The sequence below is a fragment of the Faecousia intestinalis genome, assembly GCF_040096185.1.
Lineage (GTDB): Bacteria > Bacillota > Clostridia > Oscillospirales > Oscillospiraceae > JAZOXB01.
The window spans coordinates 1-17,231 of record NZ_JBBMFF010000175.1; the positions used below are offsets into that span (position 1 = coordinate 1).

The window sequence follows — 17,231 nt, forward strand, 5'->3', positions numbered from 1 at the left end:
TATCGCACAGACAGCGAGGAAATTGCCGCCGAGTGCGCACTCGGCTCGGAAATGCCCTATGATATCGCCTTCGTGACGGACAGCGTCGTCTGCGCCGTTTCGGAGGACAGGGTCCGATTCTTTGCGGCAGACGGCACAGAGCGCGGCGCTTATGTCGCGGAGAACGGCCGCATCGCCGACTATCACTTTGGCGGAGACGGCTTTGTGACCGTGCTGGTCGATCCCTATGAGACCTCCAGCCGCGCAGAGCTCATCACGCTACAGCCGGACGGCAGCGTTCTGGCGCAGTTGTCGCTGAGCTTCATGCCGGTCAGCCTTTCGGCCTGCGGCAGCTATGTCGGCATTCTGACGGCTGAAAAAGCGCTGCTCTACACGAGCGCGCTGGAGCCCGTCGCCCAGACGGAGCAGGACGGCACGGCCGTCTGCATTCTTGCCCGTTCGGACGGAACGGCCCTGCTGGCCGGTACCGGAACGGCAAGCCTGTTCCTGCCGTAAGCAGGAAAACGCCCGCAATGCGGGACTTTTACGGAGGCGCGACTGCTTCCGGGAGGAGTGAGCTTATGAAACCTACCATCTGCAGCCGATGCAAGAAGAACATCGCTGTGATTTTTATTACGAAGGTCGAAAACGGCGTGAGCACGAACGAGGGCCTGTGCCTGAAGTGCGCCCGCGAGCTGAAGATCAAGCAAGTCGACGACATCGTCGAGCGCATGGGCATCACGGATGAGGATCTGGACAATCTCAACGGCGAGATGATGGCCATGATGCAGCCGGAGCCGGACGAGACCGACGAGGACGACATCGGCAGCCGCACGGCGACATTCCCGCACATGAACCGCCTGTTCGGCAATCAGGGCGAGGTCGCCCCGCGCGAGGAGCCGAAGGAGACGCAGAACGGCAAGACGGAAAAGCCCAAGGTGAAGAAGCACAAGTTCCTCGACACTTACTGTCTGAGCCTCACGGGCCGTGCCCGCGCCGGTGAGCTGGACAAGGTCGTCGGCCGCGAGGTCGAAACGGAGCGTGTGGTGCAGATCCTCAACCGCCGTCAGAAGAACAATCCCTGCCTCATCGGTGAGCCGGGCGTCGGCAAGACGGCCATCGCCGAGGGTCTGGCGCAGCGCATCGTCGCGGGCGATGTCCCGTTCAAGCTGCGCGACAAAGAGGTCTATCTGCTCGACCTGACGTCGCTCGTCGCCGGAACGCAGTTCCGTGGCCAGTTTGAGAGCCGCATGAAGAGCCTCATCGCCGAGATTAAGGCCTGCGGCAACATCATTCTTGTCATCGATGAGGTTCACAACCTTGTCGGCGCGGGCGATGCCGAAGGCTCCATGAACGCCGCCAATATTCTGAAGCCTGCGCTGTCGCGCGGCGAAATTCAGGTCATCGGCGCAACGACGTTTGCCGAATACCGCAAATACATCGAAAAGGACTCCGCGCTCGAGCGCCGCTTCCAGCCTGTCACAGTCAATGAGCCGTCGCTGGAGGAGGCCGTCGCCATCCTGCGCGGCGTGGCGCATTACTACGAAGTGTTCCACGGCGTGACCATCCCGCCCGAAATGGCGCGGCAGGCCGTCGTGCTCTCCGAGCGCTATATCACGGACCGCTTCCTGCCGGACAAGGCCATCGACCTGCTTGATGAGGCTTGCTCCGATCTGAACCTGCACAGCAAGGAGATCTCCGATCTGGCCGAAAAGCGCAAGGAGCGCGACGACTACCAGCTTGAGATCAAGATGCTGACGGAGGACACGGAACAGCAGGACAATTTCGAGCGTCTGGCCAAGCTGCGCAGCAACGTCTGCCGCCTCGACGCCGAGATCGCCGAGCTGGAGGCGAAGCCCGCGCCCGTCCTGACCATGGAGAACCTTGCGCGCATCATCGAGCTTTGGACGAAAATTCCCGCCAGTAAAATTCGCGCGCAGGAATATGCCCAGCTGCGTGAGCTCGAGGACCGGCTGAAGCAGCACATCATCGGACAGGACGAGGCCGTCCATGCCGTTGCCGCCGCCATCCGCCGCAACCGCGTCGGCATCGCCGTGAAGAAGCACCCCGTTTCGTTCATCTTTGTCGGCTCGACCGGTGTCGGCAAGACGGAGCTGGTCAAGTGCCTCGCAAACGAGCTGTTCGACTCCGTCGATTCGCTCATCCGGCTGGATATGTCGGAGTACATGGAGCGCCACTCCGTCTCGAAGCTCATCGGCTCGCCCCCCGGCTATGTCGGCTATGACGAGGCGGGCCAGCTGACGGAAAAGATCCGCCGCAAGCCCTATTCCGTCATTCTGTTCGACGAGCTGGAAAAGGCTCACCCGGACGTGCTGAATATTCTGCTTCAAATTCTGGATGACGGCCGCATCACCGATTCGCAGGGCCGCGTCGTGAATTTTGAAAACACCGTCATCGTCATGACGTCCAATGCGGGCTCCGACCGGCAGGGCGGCTCCGTCGGCTTCGGCCGCACGGCGACCGAGCAGGGACGCGACAAGGCCATGAAGGCCCTGTCCGAATTCCTGCGCCCGGAATTTCTCAACCGCGTCGACGAGATCATCTGCTTCAACCGCCTCTCGGAGGAGAACTTCCGCGGCATCGCCGCCATCATGCTCGGTGAGCTGAAAACTGCCCTTGAAGAGCACGGCGTGGCGCTCCGTTGGGATGAGAGCGTCATCGACTACCTCGTACAGAAGTCCTATACTCTGACCTACGGCGCGCGCAACCTGCGCCGCACCATCCAGAAGGACATCGAGGACGTCGTCGCCGAAAAGCTCATCGACAGCTATGAGAACCCCATCACGGCGATCGGCCTGCAGGCGCAGGACGGCAAGCTGGAGCTGTCCTGCCTGTAAGCCACAGAAAGAGAGAACACGATGATCCGCGCTGTTTTTTTTGATATCGACGGCACGCTGGTCTCGCTGAAGACCAAGCGCTGCCCGGATTCCACAAAGGCGGCCATCCGCGCCCTGCGAGAGAAGGGCATTCGCGTCTATGTGGCCTCCGGCCGCTCCCGCTTCGAGCTGGAGGAGCAGGAGATGCTCCGCGGCATGACGTTTGACGGCTATCTGACCAACAACGGCCAGATCGTCTATGACGGCAGCTGGAACCTGCTGCGCACGGTGGCAATGGTTCCGGACGAGGTCCGTGCCCTTGTGGACTACTGTGACGAGCGTTCGCTCCCGCTGTGGCTCGTCAGCGAGCAGCGCTCGCGCTTCAATTACCATTTCAACGACCGCGTGCCGGTCGTTATGGCAGAGATCCATACGGAGATCCCGGAGCGCTGCGACCTGCATACCATGCTGCAGGAGCCGGTCGTCAAGGCCGTCATGTTTCTGACGGCGCAGGAGGTCCGCGAAGGCCCGCTGTCGTTCATGCCGCATGCACGCTCGACGCAGTGGTTCATCCATGGGCAGGATATCATCCCTGCCGAGGGCGGCAAGCTGCCTGCGATGCGCTTCATGGCTGAGGCGAACGGTTGGACACCGGACGAGCTGATGGCCTTCGGCGATTCCGAAAACGACAATGAAATGCTCCGCTATGCGGGTACTGGCGTTGCCATGGGCAATGCGCTCGAGGAGACGAAGGCCGCCTCTGACTATGTCACGGACGACTGCGACGACGAGGGCGTGGCCCATGCGCTGGCACATTTCGCGCTGATCTGAGAGAATCGACCATGATGCACCGGAGCATCTCAGCATATGCGGTGTATAACGGCCTCGCAGAGTTCGCCGCCCGCAGGCGGCGAATCAATTGAAATCATTTTCTCCGGCGGCGTGTACGTCGGAGAAAATACAGCTCAGTCCGCCAGTGTGCGGATCGCCCGCCTCCGGCGGGCGATCGTGCGCGCAGCGGACTGCAATCCTTTGCCGGAAAATCGAATGATTTTCCGGCAGGCAAAAAAATGACGCCTCTCGGCGTCATTTTTTCATGTTTGATTGGGACTATAAGCCGGGTTCTGTGATCGACAGCCATCTATCTCGACGCAGCGTTGCCGCTGCGCTCAAGCCACCCCCTCGGAAGCGGCCGGGCAGGCCATATGCTTCCTCCACGGTGTTGCACCGGATAGAGTTTACAGCGCCGCAATGTTCCCATGCGGCGGGTGAGCTCTTACCTCGCCTTTCCACCCTTACCCCGCGAGCGGGGCGGTATTTCTCTGTTGCACTTTTCCTGAAGTCGCCTTCGGCGGGCGTTACCCGTTATCCTTGCCCTGTGGTGCCCGGACTTTCCTCACATGGGCGCTTTTCAGCGCAGATGCGCGGCTGTCCGTCCCAGTCGTGTTTATTTTACTTTATTTTGGCGGAAATGTCAAACGGATTGCAAAATTTATCCCGAGCGGATATAATATGGGAGTAGTTCAACGCCTGCGCCGCGCGGCGCAGGGGAAAGAAGGACATAGATCATGACTGTAACGGAATATTTCACCCGGCTGCAGGGGAAGCGCGTTCTGGTGCTTGGCCTCGGTGTAAGCAACCGGCCGCTCGTGCGCCTGCTGCTGCGGTTTGCCATTGACGTCACGGGCTGCGACCGCACGCCGCGGGAGAAGCTCGACCCGGAGGTGCTCGAGCTGGAGCGCCTCGGCGCGAGGCTGCACCTCGGCGATGATTATCTGACGGGCATCTCCGGCGATGTGGCCTTCCGCACACCCGGACTGCACCCGGGAAAGCCGGAGCTGCAGGCGCTGCGTGCCGCAGGGACGCAGTTTACCTCGGAAATGGAGGCCTTTTTCGAGGTCTGCCCCTGCAGGATCATCGGCGTGACCGGCTCAGACGGCAAAACGACGACAAGCACGCTTATCTCCGAAATTCTGAAGCATGCAGGCCATCGCGTCTGGACCGGCGGCAATATCGGAACACCGCTGCTCGATCAGGCGGAGCACATGACGCCGGACGACCTCGTCGTGCTGGAGCTGAGCTCGTTCCAGCTTATGGACCTTCGCCACAGCTGCCACATCGCCGTCGTGACGAACCTTGCGCCGAACCATCTCGACGTACACCGCGACATGGCGGAGTACATCGACGCAAAAAAGCATATTTTCACCCGCCAAACCGCGCAGGACGTGCTCATTCTGAACGCGGACAACACCATCACGGCCGGGTTTGCACCGGAGGCCGCCGGAGAGGTTCGGATGTTCTCGCGGCAGACCGTCCCTGCGCACGGCGCGCGCTTCCGGGACGGCGTGATCCGGCGCGACGGCGTACCCGTCGTGCGGCAGGAGGAGATCAAAATTCCCGGCCTGCACAATGTGGAAAACTACATGGCAGCCATCCTCGCGGTCGAAGGGCTGGCCTCGGATGAGGATATCCGCTATGTCGCGCGGAACTTCGGCGGTGTGGAGCACCGCATCGAGTTCGTGCGCGAAAAGGACGGCGTAAAGTTCTATAACGACTCCATCGCCTCGTCCCCGAGCCGTACCATCGCGGGCCTGCGCAGCTTCTCCGAGAAGGTCATTCTTATCGCGGGCGGCTATGACAAGCACATTCCGTATGACGTGCTCGGCCCGGAGATCGCAGCGCACGTCAGGCTCCTCGTCTGCACCGGCGCGACCGGCCCGAAGATCGCAGCCGCGGCCCGCGCCGTTCCGGATGCGCCGGAGGTTCTCGAAATTCCGGATTTCTATGATGCCGTTCACGCCGCTGCGCAGCAGGCAAAGCCCGGTGATATCGTGCTGCTGTCCCCGGCGAGCGCCGCCTTTGACCGCTTCAAGAACTTTATGGTCAGAGGCGCGGAATTCAAGAAAACGGTGATGGCGCTGTGAGCGGGGGAGATATCCGCTGCTCGGCCGTTATCGTCGCAGCCGGCAGCGCGCAGCGCATGCAGGGCATCGACAAGCTCCTGGCACCGTTGGACGGCGTGCCCGTCCTGCGTCGGACGGTCGAAGCACTGGCATCTGCGCCCGAGATCACAGAGCTGATCGTTGTTACGCGTGCAGACCGCTTGGAGGCCGTGCAGGCCCTGTGCGAAGGACTTTCCAAGCCCGTTTCCGTCGTTCCCGGCGGGAAAACGCGGGCGGAATCCGTCCTGTGCGGCCTTTCTGCGGCAGCCATGCCCTATGCCGCCATTCATGACGGTGCGCGTCCGCTCGTCACAAATGAGGTGATCGCGCAGGCCATTGCCGCCGCCGTCTCCTGCGGGGCTGCAGCGCCAGCCGTCTCCGTTCACGACACCATCAAGCGCGCCGAAAGCGGCCTTGTGCTTGAAACGCCGGACCGCAGCACGCTGTTTGCCGTCCAGACGCCGCAGGTCTTCCGGACGGAGGAAATTCGCTCCGTGCTCCGCTGGGCCATCGCGCAGGGGCTGCCGCTCACGGACGACTGCTCCGCCATGGAAGCGGCCGGAAGGCCGGTGCGCCTGACGCCCGGCGATGTCGAAAATTTGAAGATCACAACACCGGTCGATCTGCGCATCGCAGAGGCGATCTGGAAGGGGAGAACGACATGAGGATCGGACATGGATATGATGTACACCGCCTCGTTCCGGGGCGCAAGCTCATCCTCGGCGGCGTGGAAATTCCGTTCGAGCGCGGGCTGGACGGTCACTCCGATGCGGACGTGCTCACGCACGCTCTGATGGACGCCCTGCTCGGCGCAGCCTGTCTCGGCGACATCGGCCTGCTGTTCCCGGATAACGACCCGCAGTACAAGGGCATTTCGAGCCTTCTGCTGCTGGAGGAGGTCGTGCGCCGCGTGCATGCGGCGGGCTTTGCCGTCGGCAACGCCGATATCACCGTCCTATGCCAGCGGCCGAAGCTCCGGCCCCATATTCCCGCCATGCAGGAGCGCCTGCGCGCCCTGCTCGGCACGGAGACCGTTAATGTCAAGGCGACGACCGAGGAAGGCCTCGGCTTTACGGGCAGCGGCGAGGGCATCGCCTGCCACGCCGTGTGTCTGCTGGAGGAATGCACATGAAAACGCTTCTGATCACCGGCTTTGAGCCGTTCGGCGGCGAGACGATCAACCCGGCATGGGAGGCCGTGAAGGCCCTGCCGGAGCAGATCGGCGGCTGGCAGCTCCGGAAGCTGCAGATCCCGACCGTCTTCAGCCTTGCGGCTGCAAGAACGCTCGCCTGCGCGGCGGAGTGCCGCCCGGATGCGGTCCTGTGCATCGGGCAGGCGGGAACGCGCAGCGCCGTGACGCCGGAATATGTCGGCATCAACCTGCGCCACGCGCGCATAGCGGACAACCTTGGAAATCAGCCGCAGGACGAGCCTGTCGTGCCCGGCGGCCCCACCGCCTACTTTGCAACGGTCCCGGTGCGCGCCATGACAGCCGCCATCGAGGCGCAAGGCATCCCGGCCGCCGTGTCCTACACGGCCGGGACCTATGTCTGCAATGACCTGCTGTACACGCTCCTGCATCACTATGCCGGAACGCCGGTCCGCGCCGGGTTCATCCATGTGCCCTTCCTGCCGGAGCAGGCCCCGCAGGGCGTGGCCTCCATGCCGCTTGCACAGATGATCCGCGCACTGGAGGCGGCCGTCTCCGCGCTCTGAGCCGGCTCAGAGAAAGTGCTTCATTTCCTCGATATTGGCCTGCTCCGTCTGCAGCAGCCGCGTGGACAGGGACGAGACCTTCGGGTCCAGCACGCCCATGGCGCGCAGGTTCTGCATACTCTTGACCATGCCACGCGTATTGCCCTGCACGAGCATCTCGGCGATTCTCGCCGTCGTGTTCCGGCTACTGCGGACGCGCAGCTTCGCCGTGAGCATGGAGCCGTATTTTGCCAGCGGATTCACGCCGCTTAAGCGCACGCCGCGCTCGCGCAGCAGGCGGTCCGCCTCGGCGTAGATGCTGTCATATTCCTTCCATTGGCTCCGCAGCGCGCTCTGCATGGCGGGATTCTGCGCCTCCGGCAGCACGGCGCGGATGCCGCTGCAGCCCATTTCCGTGCTCTGCCGGATGGAGCGGAGCATTTCGATCTCATTTTGCATGCTTTATCACCTCGCGCATAGCTTTCCACGAAAATTCCCGCCCATTCTCCGGAAAACCCAACTTTTTTTCTGCAAAGAAGGGCTCGGCATTGACAAGATTCGGGAATCGCGCTATAATATTCAAGTGCTGTTGCGCAGCAATTGGAAGTAAAAAGGAGAATGTCCGATGTATCATACCATGACAATTGCGGGGGTCCAGCGGGATCTGCCGATCTGCAAAGTTTCTGACGACCTCTATATTGGTGCATTTGTGATTTTCGGCGACGTCGAGCTGACGGTCAAGACGGCTGAGGCGCTGCTGAAGAAGGCGCCGGAGTACGACTATATGATCTCTGCCGAGGCCAAGGGGATCCCCCTGATCTATGAGATGGCCCGTCAGAGCGGCCAGAACAAATATTTCCTCGCGCGCAAGGCGCCGAAGCTCTATATGTCCGGCGTGTTCGATGTGAAGGTCAACTCCATCACGACGGCCAAGGAGCAGCATCTCTACCTCGATAAAGCCGATGCCGAGCTCATGCGCGGCAAGCGCATCCTTATCGTCGACGACGTTATCTCTACCGGCGAGTCCCTCGCCGCTGTTGAGAAGCTCGTGGAAGAGGCGGGCGGCATCATCGCAGGCCGTATGGCCATCCTCGCCGAGGGCGACGCCCAGAACCGCGACGACATCATCTACCTTGAGAAGCTGCCGGTGTTCCACGCAGACGGCACGATCAAGGAATAAGCAGAATTACATTGCCGCCGAACCCGAATGGGCTCGGCGGCATTTTGCTGCTTAGCGGCGGTTCTCGTTCTGATTCTGCTGCTGGCTCTGCTGTTGATTCTGCTGGTTTTGCTTCTGATTCTGCTTCTGGTTCTGATTGCGGTTTTCCATGGTGGAAAAGCCTCCTGAATTTTGATTTCGCGGTTTTGCCGCGGCATTAGTATAACCGCCGCGGCTTCATTTATCCTTCGGCTTGAAAATGAGACTGGCAAGCAGGCCGAAGATCACGGCCGCCGTGATCCCCGCGGCAGAGGCAGTCAGGCCGCCCGTCAGGATGCCGAGCGCGCCGTCCTCGTCCACTGCTTTTTTGACGCCGCGGGCCAGCGTATTGCCGAAGCCCGTCAGCGGAACGGTCGCGCCCGCGCCCGCAAAATCGACGAGCTTGTCATACAGCCCGACGGCACCAAGCAGGACGCCCGCTACAACATAGGCGACCAGAATGCGCGCCGGTGTCAGCTTCGTTCGGTCGATGAGGATCTGGCCGATGACGCACAGCAGGCCGCCGACCAGAAATGCTTTGAGATAGTCCATGTCAGCTCCTTTCCAGAACGGCGGCGTGGCAGACGGCAGGGATCGACTCGCCCTGCTGGGTGGACAGCGGAGAGAGCAGCGCGCCCGTTCCGCAGAACAGCAGGCGGCGCAGCTCGCCACGCTCCATCCGGGAAAGCAGCGGTCCGCAAAGAACGGAAGCGCTGCACCCGCAGCCGGAGCCGCCGCAGTGCACGTCCTGCCGCCTTGTATCGAAGATCATCACGCCGCAGTCCTGCACGTCTGCGTGGATGCCGTCCTTCTCGAGAAGTCCGTGCAGAATTTCGCTGCCGAGCCTCCCAAGGTCACCTGTGATGATCACGTCATAGTCCTCCGGCGCACAGTGCAGGTCATCAAAATGTGCGTGCAGTGTCGCAAAGGCTGCCGGGGCCATGGCCGCCCCCATGTTGTTCGCATCGCAGATGCCGCGGTCGACGATGCTGCCGATCGTGGCGGCCGTGATGCGGATGCCGCGTTCCCCGCCGCCGAGCAGGACTGCGCCCGCGCCTGTGACCGTCCACTGCGACGTCGGCGTGCGCTGCCCGCCATAGCCTAGCGGGAAGCGGTACTGCCGCTCGGATGAGGCGAAATGCGACGAGGTCATGGCCAGCGCCGTGCGCGCGTAGCCTCCGCTGACGGACATGGCTGCAAGCAGCAGGGACTCCGCCATCGTCGAGCACGCGCCGTAAAGACCCAGCGTCGGCACGCCGCGGTTGCGCAGGCTGAAGCTCGAGCCGATGCACTGATTCAGCAGGTCCCCGGCAAAGGCCGCGTCAAGATCCGCATCGGTCAGCCCGGCCTTCTCCAGCGCCAGCTCCAGCGTCATCTGCTGCATGCGGCGCTCGGCCCGCTCCCAGCTCTTTTCGCCGAATGTCGTGTCCTGCACCGTTGCCGTAAACTGATCGCCGAGCGGCCCCTCGCGCTCCTTTTTCCCGGCGACGGAGGCGAAGCCGCGCACGACCGGCGGCTGCGGAAAGCGGATGCTCTGCCGCCCCATGTGATTCGTTCCCATGAACGTTCCTCCGATCATTTGATTCGGATATAGTATGCCGTTTTCGTGCGAAAAAATTGCGGTGCAAACACAACGTTCACACCGCAATTTTGACAAATCATTTTTCGGGCTTCTGCAGCAGCGGCCACAGGCGGAGCAGCAGGAGAGCCAGCAGCACCCGGATCGCCGCCCACACCAGCAGGCTCAGCACGGCAAGCAGCCGCCCGCCGCCGCGGCACAGGCCATCAAAGAAGGCCAGCGGGAAAAAGCCGGAGAACAGGCTCTCCGAAAAAAGGCCGGAGAATGCGCCGAGCACCATGGCAAGCGCAAGAAGTACATTGATGCCGAGCATCACGCAGCAGGGACCCGTGCCCTGCTTTTCGCGCAGGGTGCGCCAACCGAGAGCCCGCAGAAAGCGGCGGCTTACGCAGAAATACACCAGACTGATCGCCCAGATGATGAGCAGACCGATATAGCCGCTCAGCACGCGCGACCGCGCAAAGTCCGGCAGGTGGAAGGGGAAGAGATATAGGTGCAGCGGCAGGCACAGGACCGTCAGTAGCACGAATTCCATCCAGGCAGCCGCACGAAACGCACGATAGGCCGTCAGCGGAACAGGCTCTTCCTTCCGCGCCGCGCGCCATGCCAGCCACAGACCGGCGCACAGGGCAGCGGACGGCAGGAAGAAGAAAAACGCCGCGCCGCCGAACAGGCGGCCGTCCTTCGGCAGCAGAACGCCGACAGAGGCGGCAAGCTCGTGGAAGCCGTGCTGCATGGCGGGGAACAGCAGTGTCAGCAGCAGGAACAGGACAAGGCCCGCCGTGGAGACCGCCGCCGTGAGCAGACACAGGCGGGATGCAGCCACATGCTGCAGACGCAGGGGAACGGGCTGCGGGCCCTCCGGCAGCGTTGCGCCGCAATGGCGGCAGAGGCGGGCGTCAGCGGCATTCTCGGTGCCGCACTGCGGGCAGGTCATGATGCATTCTCCTTTCCCTCGGGCGGCGCGATGCGGACGGCCCGGAGCGACTCGCCGGGATACCAGCCCTCGGGCATGGCAAGGGCAGCCAGCTCGTCCGTCTGGCAGGCAATGTAGTGGATCGTCCGCGTGGATTCCTCCAGCAGGACATATTCGGAGTTGTCCGTGTCGTGGAGCATCCAGATATAGGCGGGCAGGCGGAAGAGCGTCGTGTCATAGGTTGCGCCGAGCGCCGCGAGGCGATCGACCTCCGCCTGATAGTCCGCGGCGGAATAGCGGCAGGACAGGCGCGTGAACAGCTCGTCCTGCAGGAGCGTATAGCGATAGAGGTGGTGGTAATCCCGGTCCTGCGCACGCTGCAGCAGCGCATCGGGCGGGAAGATCGGGAAGAGCTCCTGCATGCGCGGCGGCGCAGCGCTCTGCGTACCGTCCGCATCGCCGGTAGAGGTCAGGTTGGAGAGCAGGTCAAAAACGGCGCTGCCGTGCCAGGTCTCGCCGCCGGTATTGCCGTAATCGGCCAGATCCGTCGTCTGCACGATGGCGCAGCCGCTCAGCAGGACAGCAAAAAGCAGCGCAAGGGCAAGCAAGCATTTTTTCATGGAAGGCCTCCTCCACCGATATATTCTCCGGTTCTTCTCTGCTAGTATACCATATGGGCAGAGGAAAGTCAAATGTCGCTGCAGCGGTGAAAAAGGCTTGCCTTTTCGGGTTTGGTATGGTATTATATTGCTAATAGTGTTAGCAATATAAGGAGAACCAACAAAGACCATGGACTATTCCGCACTTGCAGCCGAGCTGCTGTCGTTCCGGACGGCGCTGCACCATCTTCCTGCCGTCCGCGGGCTGGACGAGATGTCCGGCGGCGAATATTTTGTCCTGCATTTCCTGCTGCGCCACGGCGGAACGGCAGGGCCGTCCGAGCTGAGCCGCTCTCTGTATGCCAGCTCCGCGCGCATCGCCGCCCTGCTGAAGCATCTGGAGGCCAAGGGCTGGATCGTCCGCACGCCGGATGCTGACGATGAGCGCCGTGTGGACGTCGTCCTCACAGAGGCCGGCGCTGCATGCATCCGGGAGCAGCTGGGCGCGGTGCTGGATGAGGTCTCCGTCCTTCTGTCGGCGCTCAGCCCGGAGGAGGCGGCGGAATATGTCCGACTGCAGCGCAAGCTGCTCGAGAAGGGAGGAACCGTTTGAAAAGACCCATCGACTGGCGGGAGGACCGCTCTGCCGTGCGAGAAAAGGTCGCCGAATCGGCACGCTGTGTGCTGCCGATCGTTCTGATCGTCGTTCTGCTGTGTCTGACTGCAGCGCCGATGAAGCCGGACCTGCTCCTGAGTTTTCTCATCGGCGGCGTGATGCTGGTCGTCGGCATGGGCCTGTTCTCGCTCGGCGCGGAGCAGTCCATGACGCCCATCGGCACCAAGATCGGCACGGCGCTTACGCGCACGAAGAATCTGCCGCTCATCCTCGGCGTGAGCTTCGCGCTCGGCTTTGCCATCACCGTGGCCGAACCGGACCTGCAGGTGCTGGCCGAAACCGTGCCGCACATCAGCAGCACAGTGCTCCTGCTGACGGTCGGCGTGGGCGTCGGCCTGTTTATGGCCGTGTGCATGCTGCGCATCGTCACGGGCGCGAACCTGCGCTGGCTGCTGATCGGCTGCTATGCGCTCATCTTCCTGCTGGCCGCCTTTTCAGACCCCGATTTTCTCGGTATCGCCTTTGACTCCGGCGGCGTGACGACCGGTCCAATGACCGTGCCGTTCATCCTCGCCATGGGCCTCGGCGTGTCGAATATCCGAAGCGACCGCCGCGCGGAGGCTGACAGCTTCGGCCTTGTGGCGCTGTGCTCCGTCGGGCCGATCCTCGCGGTGCTGATCCTGGGCTTTTTCTATCAGGGCAGCGACGCCGTTGCCGACCTCAGCTCGGCCTCATTCGGCAGCTCGACTGCCATCGGCGGCGCGTTCCTCGCCTCCGTTCCGCTCTACCTCAGAGAAATGGCGATCTCCATGCTGCCGATCGTGGCGATCTTCTTTCTGTTTCAGCTCACGCTGCTGCGCCTGCCGGGCCGCAGCCTTGCCAAGATTCTTATCGGCATTCTCTATACCTATGTTGGCCTTGTCCTGTTCCTCACCGGCGTGAACGTCGGCTTTTCGCCGCTCGGCGCGGAGCTGGGCGCAGAGCTGGCCGTGCACGGCTGGCTGCTCGTTCCGCTCGCCATGGTGCTCGGCTGGTTCATCATCTCGGCCGAGCCTGCTGTCGGCGTGCTGGAAAAGCAGATCGAGAGCGTCAGCGCGGGCGCGATCCCCGGCAAGGTCATCCAGCGCAGCCTCTCCGTCGCCATCGCGCTGGCCATGGGCCTATCCATGCTGCGCGTGCTGACGGGAATCTCCATTCTGTGGTTCCTCGTGCCCGGCTACGGCATCGCGCTGGCGCTGTCGTTCTTCGTGCCGGACATCTACACGGCCATCGCCTTCGACTCCGGCGGCGTGGCCTCTGGCCCAATGACGGCAACATTCATGCTCCAGTTCGTCATGGGCGCAAGCAGCGCGCTCGGCGGCAACATCCTGCGCGACGCCTTCGGCGTGGTGGCCCTTGTCGCCATGATGCCGCTGCTGTCCATTCAGGCCGTTGGCTTCCTCTATGAGCGCCGCGCAAAGCGCGCAGCCGTGGCCCCGGAGCACTACGGCGACTTCGACATTGTGGAGCTTTGGGAGGATGCGGCATGAATTATGTGATCTCCATCATCGCGCCGGAGCGGCTCGAGATCCTCACGGACCTGTGCGAAGGGCTCGGCCTGCCGCTGACCGTCACGCTCCATGGGCGCGGGACAGCCGTGCAGAGCATGCTCGACCTGCTCGGCATCGAATCGAATGAACGCCGCGTTGTACTGACGATCGCCGACGCGGAAAAGACGGCAGCGCTGATCGCCGCGCAGAAGCGGCGGCTGCACATCGGCGTGCCGGGGCACGGCATCGTCATCGCCGTGCCGATCAAAAGTGTAGGAGGAGGAAATACGGTGGCATATCTGAACGGCGGGAGAAGCCCGAAATACACACCGGACCTGAGCTGCGCCTATGAGCTGATCATCGCCATTGCAAACGAGGGCGGCACGGACGCCGTGATGAACGCGGCGCGCGCAGCCGGAGCCAGAGGCGGCACGGTCCTTCACGGCAAGGGGACCGGCGCAAAGGGCGCACCGAAATTCTACAACATCTCCATCGCGGCGGAGAAGGAGGTCATCCTTATTGTCTCTGCAGCGGAGCAGAAGGCCGAGATCATGCGCTCCATTCTGCGCAAGGCAGGACCGGACAGTGACGCGGGCGCCATCGTCTTCTCGCTCCCGGCCTCGGCCGTGGCGGGCTTCGGTCTGCTGGAGGAGAATTGAACTTTAATGTATGCATCGAGCCGTGGCGTTTCGCCACGGCTCTTTGTGCAGGTGTTGTAATCTCCGGGCCGCTATGGTAAAATAACAGAAAACAACGGGGGAGGAAACGATGAAGCAGCGCACCTATCTTGCCATTGATCTCAAATCGTTTTACGCCTCCGTCGAGTGCCGCGAGCGGGGGCTGGACCCGCTGAACACGAATCTCGTTGTGGCGGATGAGTCGCGGACGGACAAGACGATCTGCCTTGCCGTCACGCCGACACTCAAGAGCTATGGCATCTCCGGCCGCGGGCGGCTGTTCGAGGTGCGGCAGCGCGTCCGCGAGGTCAATGCCTGGCGGCAGGCCCGCGCGCCGGGCAGAACGCTGACCGGCAGCTCGCATCAGTTTTCCGCGCTGCAGCGCGACCCTGCGCTGGCGGTGGACTTTGTGATCGCGCCGCCGCGCATGGCCTATTATATGGAATACAGTACGCGCATCTATGAGATTTACCGGAAATATATCGCACCGGAAGACATCGTCGTCTATTCCATCGACGAGGTCTTCCTCGATGTGACGGACTATCCTTATGACTGCACCGCCCATGAGCTGGCGCAGACCATCATCCGCGACGTGCTCGAAACGACCGGCATCACGGCGACGGCCGGCATCGGGACGAATCTCTTCCTCGCCAAGGTCGCCATGGACATCGTGGCAAAGCACATCCCGCCCGATGAAAACGGCGTTCGCATCGCGGAGCTGGACGAAATGAAATTCCGCAGGGAGCTCTGGGCGCACCGGCCGCTGACGGACTTCTGGCGCGTCGGCCGCGGCATCGCCCGCAGGCTCGAGGCGCACGGCATGTTCACGATGGGGGACGTCGCGCTTTGCTCCGAGCAGAACGAGGAGCTGCTCTACCGCCTGTTCGGCAAGAATGCGGAGCTGCTCATCGACCACGCGTGGGGCTGGGAGCCCTGCACCGTCCCGTCCATCAAGGCCTACCGCCCGTCCGAGAACAGCCTGAGCTCCGGGCAGGTGCTGAGCTGCCCCTACGAGGCGGCAAAGGCCCGGCTTGTTTTGCGGGAAATGGCGGATCAGCTCTCGCTGGAGCTGGTGGAAAAGGGCCTCGTGACGGACCAGGTCGTGCTGACAGTCGGCTATGACATTGAAAATCTGACGGACCCAGCCCGCCGCACGGCCTATTCCGGCCCGGTGGAGCAGGACCGCTACGGGCGGCGCGTGCCGAAGGCCGCGCATGGCGCGCAGAAGCTCGACGCACCGTCGTCCTCCACACGGCGGATCATGGAAGCAGCCTCCGCCCTGTTTGACCGCATCGTAGACGGCGGGCTGCTCGTCCGGCGCATGTATCTCGTCGCCGCGCACATCGTCCCGGAGGACGAGGCGCAGCCGGAGGAGATGGAGCAGCTGGACCTGTTCACCGATCTTGCCGCCGTGGACGCCCGGCGCGAGGCGGAGCAGGCGGCGCTGGCGCGCGAAAAGAAGCTGCAGGAGACGACGCTGGCCATCAAGAAGAAATTCGGCAAAAATGCCATTCTCAAGGGCATGAGTCTGGAGGAAGGCGCAACGGCCCGCGAGCGAAACGCCAGGATCGGCGGGCATAAGGCATGAGGAGGAATACATGACCGGAAAATATGACGCGATCCTGCACCTGCCGCACCATGTCTCCAAAAAGCACCCGCCCATGCCAATGGCCGACCGCGCTGCGCAGTTTGCGCCGTTTGCAGCCCTGACCGGCTACGACGCGGCCATCCGGGAAAACGCGCGCCTCACGCAGGAGCGGATCGACCCCGCAGAAGCGGAGCTTGCCGCGCTGGACCGGCGCTTCCGTCTGCTGCAGGAGCATCTGGAGGAGCAGCCGGAGGTACGCCTGACCCGGTTCCGGCCGGATGAACGGAAATCCGGCGGAGCCTACGAGACCGTCAGCGGGATCGTGAAGCAGATCGATTCCATTGCACGCCGCATCCGCCTTCTGGACGGAACGGACATTCCCATGGACGATGTACTGACGCTGGACGGCGCGCTGTTTGATGTTTTGGATTAAGGGAGAGAGAAAATCATGAAAGAGCTGATGAAAACAAACGTCTATGACGTCGGGGAATCGGTGCTGATCGTCGGCAGCTGCCTGCCGGACATGGAGCCGGAGGGCTTTGCGCAGCTGCGCGCGGAAGCCGACCATGTTTTCGAACTGTGCCTTGAGCAGACGCATATCAACATGGCCATCACGAAGATCAGCGCCATGCTCTACACCGGCAAGATCCGCACGCTGCGCTTTGCGACGGTCGACCGCTCGCCGCACTGCGTGCAGATGCACTACATCCAGAACGAGCTGCGGCGGATGATGGACCTCTCCGCCGTGACGATCGAAAATTACGTCGTGGAGAACGGGAAGCTGACGAAGCTCTCGCCGGAGCTCATCTATCTTTCCAAGCACCTCGGTGAGCTGTCCCGCCGGATGGGCGAAAATGTATAAAAAATCCGCAGGATGGGATTTTTCCCATCCTGCGGAGCGAGACTATCAAAAACCTGCCTAGCCGAAAGTCTCGGAGGGAAGGATAGTGTGAAAGGAAACCGTCAGGGTTTCCTTTCGCGTTAAATAACCCGCCGCGCGGCAGAATTGCAAAATAATGATACAAAAATTCATTTTGCAATTCTGAAAGCAGCTTGTCAAAAAAGCCCAAAGGGAC

Annotated in this window: 19 protein-coding genes and 1 other RNA gene; 14 read left to right on the forward strand and 6 right to left on the reverse strand. The window is 62.4% G+C overall.

Annotated features, from left to right (window positions below; translation table 11 throughout):
- The 3 genes from WMO66_RS04975 to WMO66_RS04985 form a co-directional block, all read left to right on the forward strand.
- Window positions 1-495: hypothetical protein (locus WMO66_RS04975; protein ID WP_349135283.1), on the forward strand; the 495-nt coding region annotated here is incomplete at its 5' end.
- A 65-nt stretch (window positions 496-560) separates the two neighbouring features.
- Complete coding sequence (locus WMO66_RS04980; RefSeq protein ID WP_349135284.1) at window positions 561-2,837, forward strand: ATP-dependent Clp protease ATP-binding subunit; 2,277 nt, start codon at window positions 561-563, stop codon at window positions 2,835-2,837.
- A 21-nt stretch (window positions 2,838-2,858) separates the two neighbouring features.
- A complete protein-coding gene (locus tag WMO66_RS04985; protein WP_349135285.1) occupies window positions 2,859-3,647 on the forward strand; it encodes a Cof-type HAD-IIB family hydrolase in 789 nt (262 codons plus the stop codon).
- Between the two features lie 266 nt (window positions 3,648-3,913).
- On the opposite strand, the gene rnpB is transcribed toward WMO66_RS04985, so the two are convergent.
- Window positions 3,914-4,260: RNase P RNA component class A (gene rnpB / locus WMO66_RS04990), an RNA gene on the reverse strand.
- A 124-nt stretch (window positions 4,261-4,384) separates the two neighbouring features.
- Between rnpB and murD the strand changes: the two genes are divergently transcribed.
- Genes murD through pcp form a run of 4 tightly spaced genes read left to right on the forward strand, consistent with a single transcriptional unit; the run spans window position 4,385 to window position 7,474 of the window.
- A complete protein-coding gene (gene murD / locus WMO66_RS04995; RefSeq protein WP_349135286.1) occupies window positions 4,385-5,740 on the forward strand; it encodes a UDP-N-acetylmuramoyl-L-alanine--D-glutamate ligase in 1,356 nt (451 codons plus the stop codon).
- Complete coding sequence (ispD, locus tag WMO66_RS05000; RefSeq protein ID WP_349135287.1) at window positions 5,737-6,423, forward strand: 2-C-methyl-D-erythritol 4-phosphate cytidylyltransferase; 687 nt, start codon at window positions 5,737-5,739, stop codon at window positions 6,421-6,423. The genes murD and ispD overlap by 4 nt, the downstream gene beginning before the upstream one ends.
- Window positions 6,420-6,890 carry a 2-C-methyl-D-erythritol 2,4-cyclodiphosphate synthase gene (gene ispF, locus WMO66_RS05005; RefSeq protein ID WP_349135288.1) on the forward strand — a complete coding sequence of 157 codons (471 nt, stop codon included), beginning with the start codon at window positions 6,420-6,422 and terminating at the stop codon, window positions 6,888-6,890. Before ispD ends, ispF begins: the two co-directional genes overlap by 4 nt.
- Window positions 6,887-7,474: a pyroglutamyl-peptidase I gene (pcp, locus tag WMO66_RS05010; RefSeq protein ID WP_349135289.1), complete on the forward strand. Its 588-nt coding sequence runs from the start codon at window positions 6,887-6,889 to the stop codon at window positions 7,472-7,474. Before ispF ends, pcp begins: the two co-directional genes overlap by 4 nt.
- Window positions 7,475-7,480: 6 nt before the next feature.
- Here the strand turns inward: pcp and WMO66_RS05015 are convergent, their stop codons facing one another.
- Window positions 7,481-7,912, reverse strand: coding sequence for a hypothetical protein (locus WMO66_RS05015; protein WP_349135290.1), 432 nt, complete (start codon window positions 7,910-7,912; stop codon window positions 7,481-7,483).
- Window positions 7,913-8,078: 166 nt separating this feature from the next.
- On the opposite strand from WMO66_RS05015, the gene WMO66_RS05020 reads away from it, so the two are divergent.
- Complete coding sequence (locus tag WMO66_RS05020) at window positions 8,079-8,633, forward strand: phosphoribosyltransferase family protein (protein ID WP_349135291.1); 555 nt, start codon at window positions 8,079-8,081, stop codon at window positions 8,631-8,633.
- Window positions 8,634-8,849: 216 nt separating this feature from the next.
- On the opposite strand, the gene spoVAE is transcribed toward WMO66_RS05020, so the two are convergent.
- The 4 genes from spoVAE to WMO66_RS05040 form a co-directional block, all read right to left on the reverse strand.
- Window positions 8,850-9,203: a stage V sporulation protein AE gene (gene spoVAE, locus WMO66_RS05025; protein ID WP_349135292.1), complete on the reverse strand. Its 354-nt coding sequence runs from the start codon at window positions 9,201-9,203 to the stop codon at window positions 8,850-8,852.
- A gap of 1 nt (window position 9,204) precedes the next feature.
- On the reverse strand, window positions 9,205-10,212 hold the full coding sequence (gene spoVAD / locus WMO66_RS05030; RefSeq protein WP_349135293.1) for a stage V sporulation protein AD: 1,008 nt from the start codon (window positions 10,210-10,212) through the stop codon (window positions 9,205-9,207).
- Between the two features lie 97 nt (window positions 10,213-10,309).
- Window positions 10,310-11,167 carry a zinc ribbon domain-containing protein gene (locus tag WMO66_RS05035; RefSeq protein WP_349135294.1) on the reverse strand — a complete coding sequence of 286 codons (858 nt, stop codon included), beginning with the start codon at window positions 11,165-11,167 and terminating at the stop codon, window positions 10,310-10,312.
- Window positions 11,164-11,766 carry a hypothetical protein gene (locus tag WMO66_RS05040; protein ID WP_349135295.1) on the reverse strand — a complete coding sequence of 201 codons (603 nt, stop codon included), beginning with the start codon at window positions 11,764-11,766 and terminating at the stop codon, window positions 11,164-11,166. The genes WMO66_RS05035 and WMO66_RS05040 overlap by 4 nt, the downstream gene beginning before the upstream one ends.
- Window positions 11,767-11,935: 169 nt before the next feature.
- Between WMO66_RS05040 and WMO66_RS05045 the strand changes: the two genes are divergently transcribed.
- The 6 genes from WMO66_RS05045 (at window position 11,936) to WMO66_RS05070 (ending at window position 17,017) form a co-directional block, all read left to right on the forward strand.
- On the forward strand, window positions 11,936-12,358 hold the full coding sequence (locus tag WMO66_RS05045; protein WP_349135296.1) for a MarR family winged helix-turn-helix transcriptional regulator: 423 nt from the start codon (window positions 11,936-11,938) through the stop codon (window positions 12,356-12,358).
- Entirely contained in the window at window positions 12,355-13,890 is a 1,536-nt protein-coding gene (locus tag WMO66_RS05050; protein ID WP_349135297.1) for a DUF1538 domain-containing protein, read from the forward strand. The genes WMO66_RS05045 and WMO66_RS05050 overlap by 4 nt, the downstream gene beginning before the upstream one ends.
- Complete coding sequence (locus tag WMO66_RS05055) at window positions 13,887-14,549, forward strand: P-II family nitrogen regulator (protein ID WP_349135298.1); 663 nt, start codon at window positions 13,887-13,889, stop codon at window positions 14,547-14,549. The genes WMO66_RS05050 and WMO66_RS05055 overlap by 4 nt, the downstream gene beginning before the upstream one ends.
- Before the next feature lie 109 nt (window positions 14,550-14,658).
- On the forward strand, window positions 14,659-16,155 hold the full coding sequence (locus WMO66_RS05060; protein ID WP_349135299.1) for a Y-family DNA polymerase: 1,497 nt from the start codon (window positions 14,659-14,661) through the stop codon (window positions 16,153-16,155).
- Between the two features lie 10 nt (window positions 16,156-16,165).
- A complete protein-coding gene (locus WMO66_RS05065) occupies window positions 16,166-16,588 on the forward strand; it encodes a YolD-like family protein (protein ID WP_349135300.1) in 423 nt (140 codons plus the stop codon).
- A 15-nt stretch (window positions 16,589-16,603) separates the two neighbouring features.
- Window positions 16,604-17,017 (forward strand): hypothetical protein, encoded by a 414-nt coding sequence (locus WMO66_RS05070; protein WP_349135301.1) that lies wholly within the window; start codon window positions 16,604-16,606, stop codon window positions 17,015-17,017.
- The last annotated feature ends 214 nt before the right edge of the window (window positions 17,018-17,231 follow it).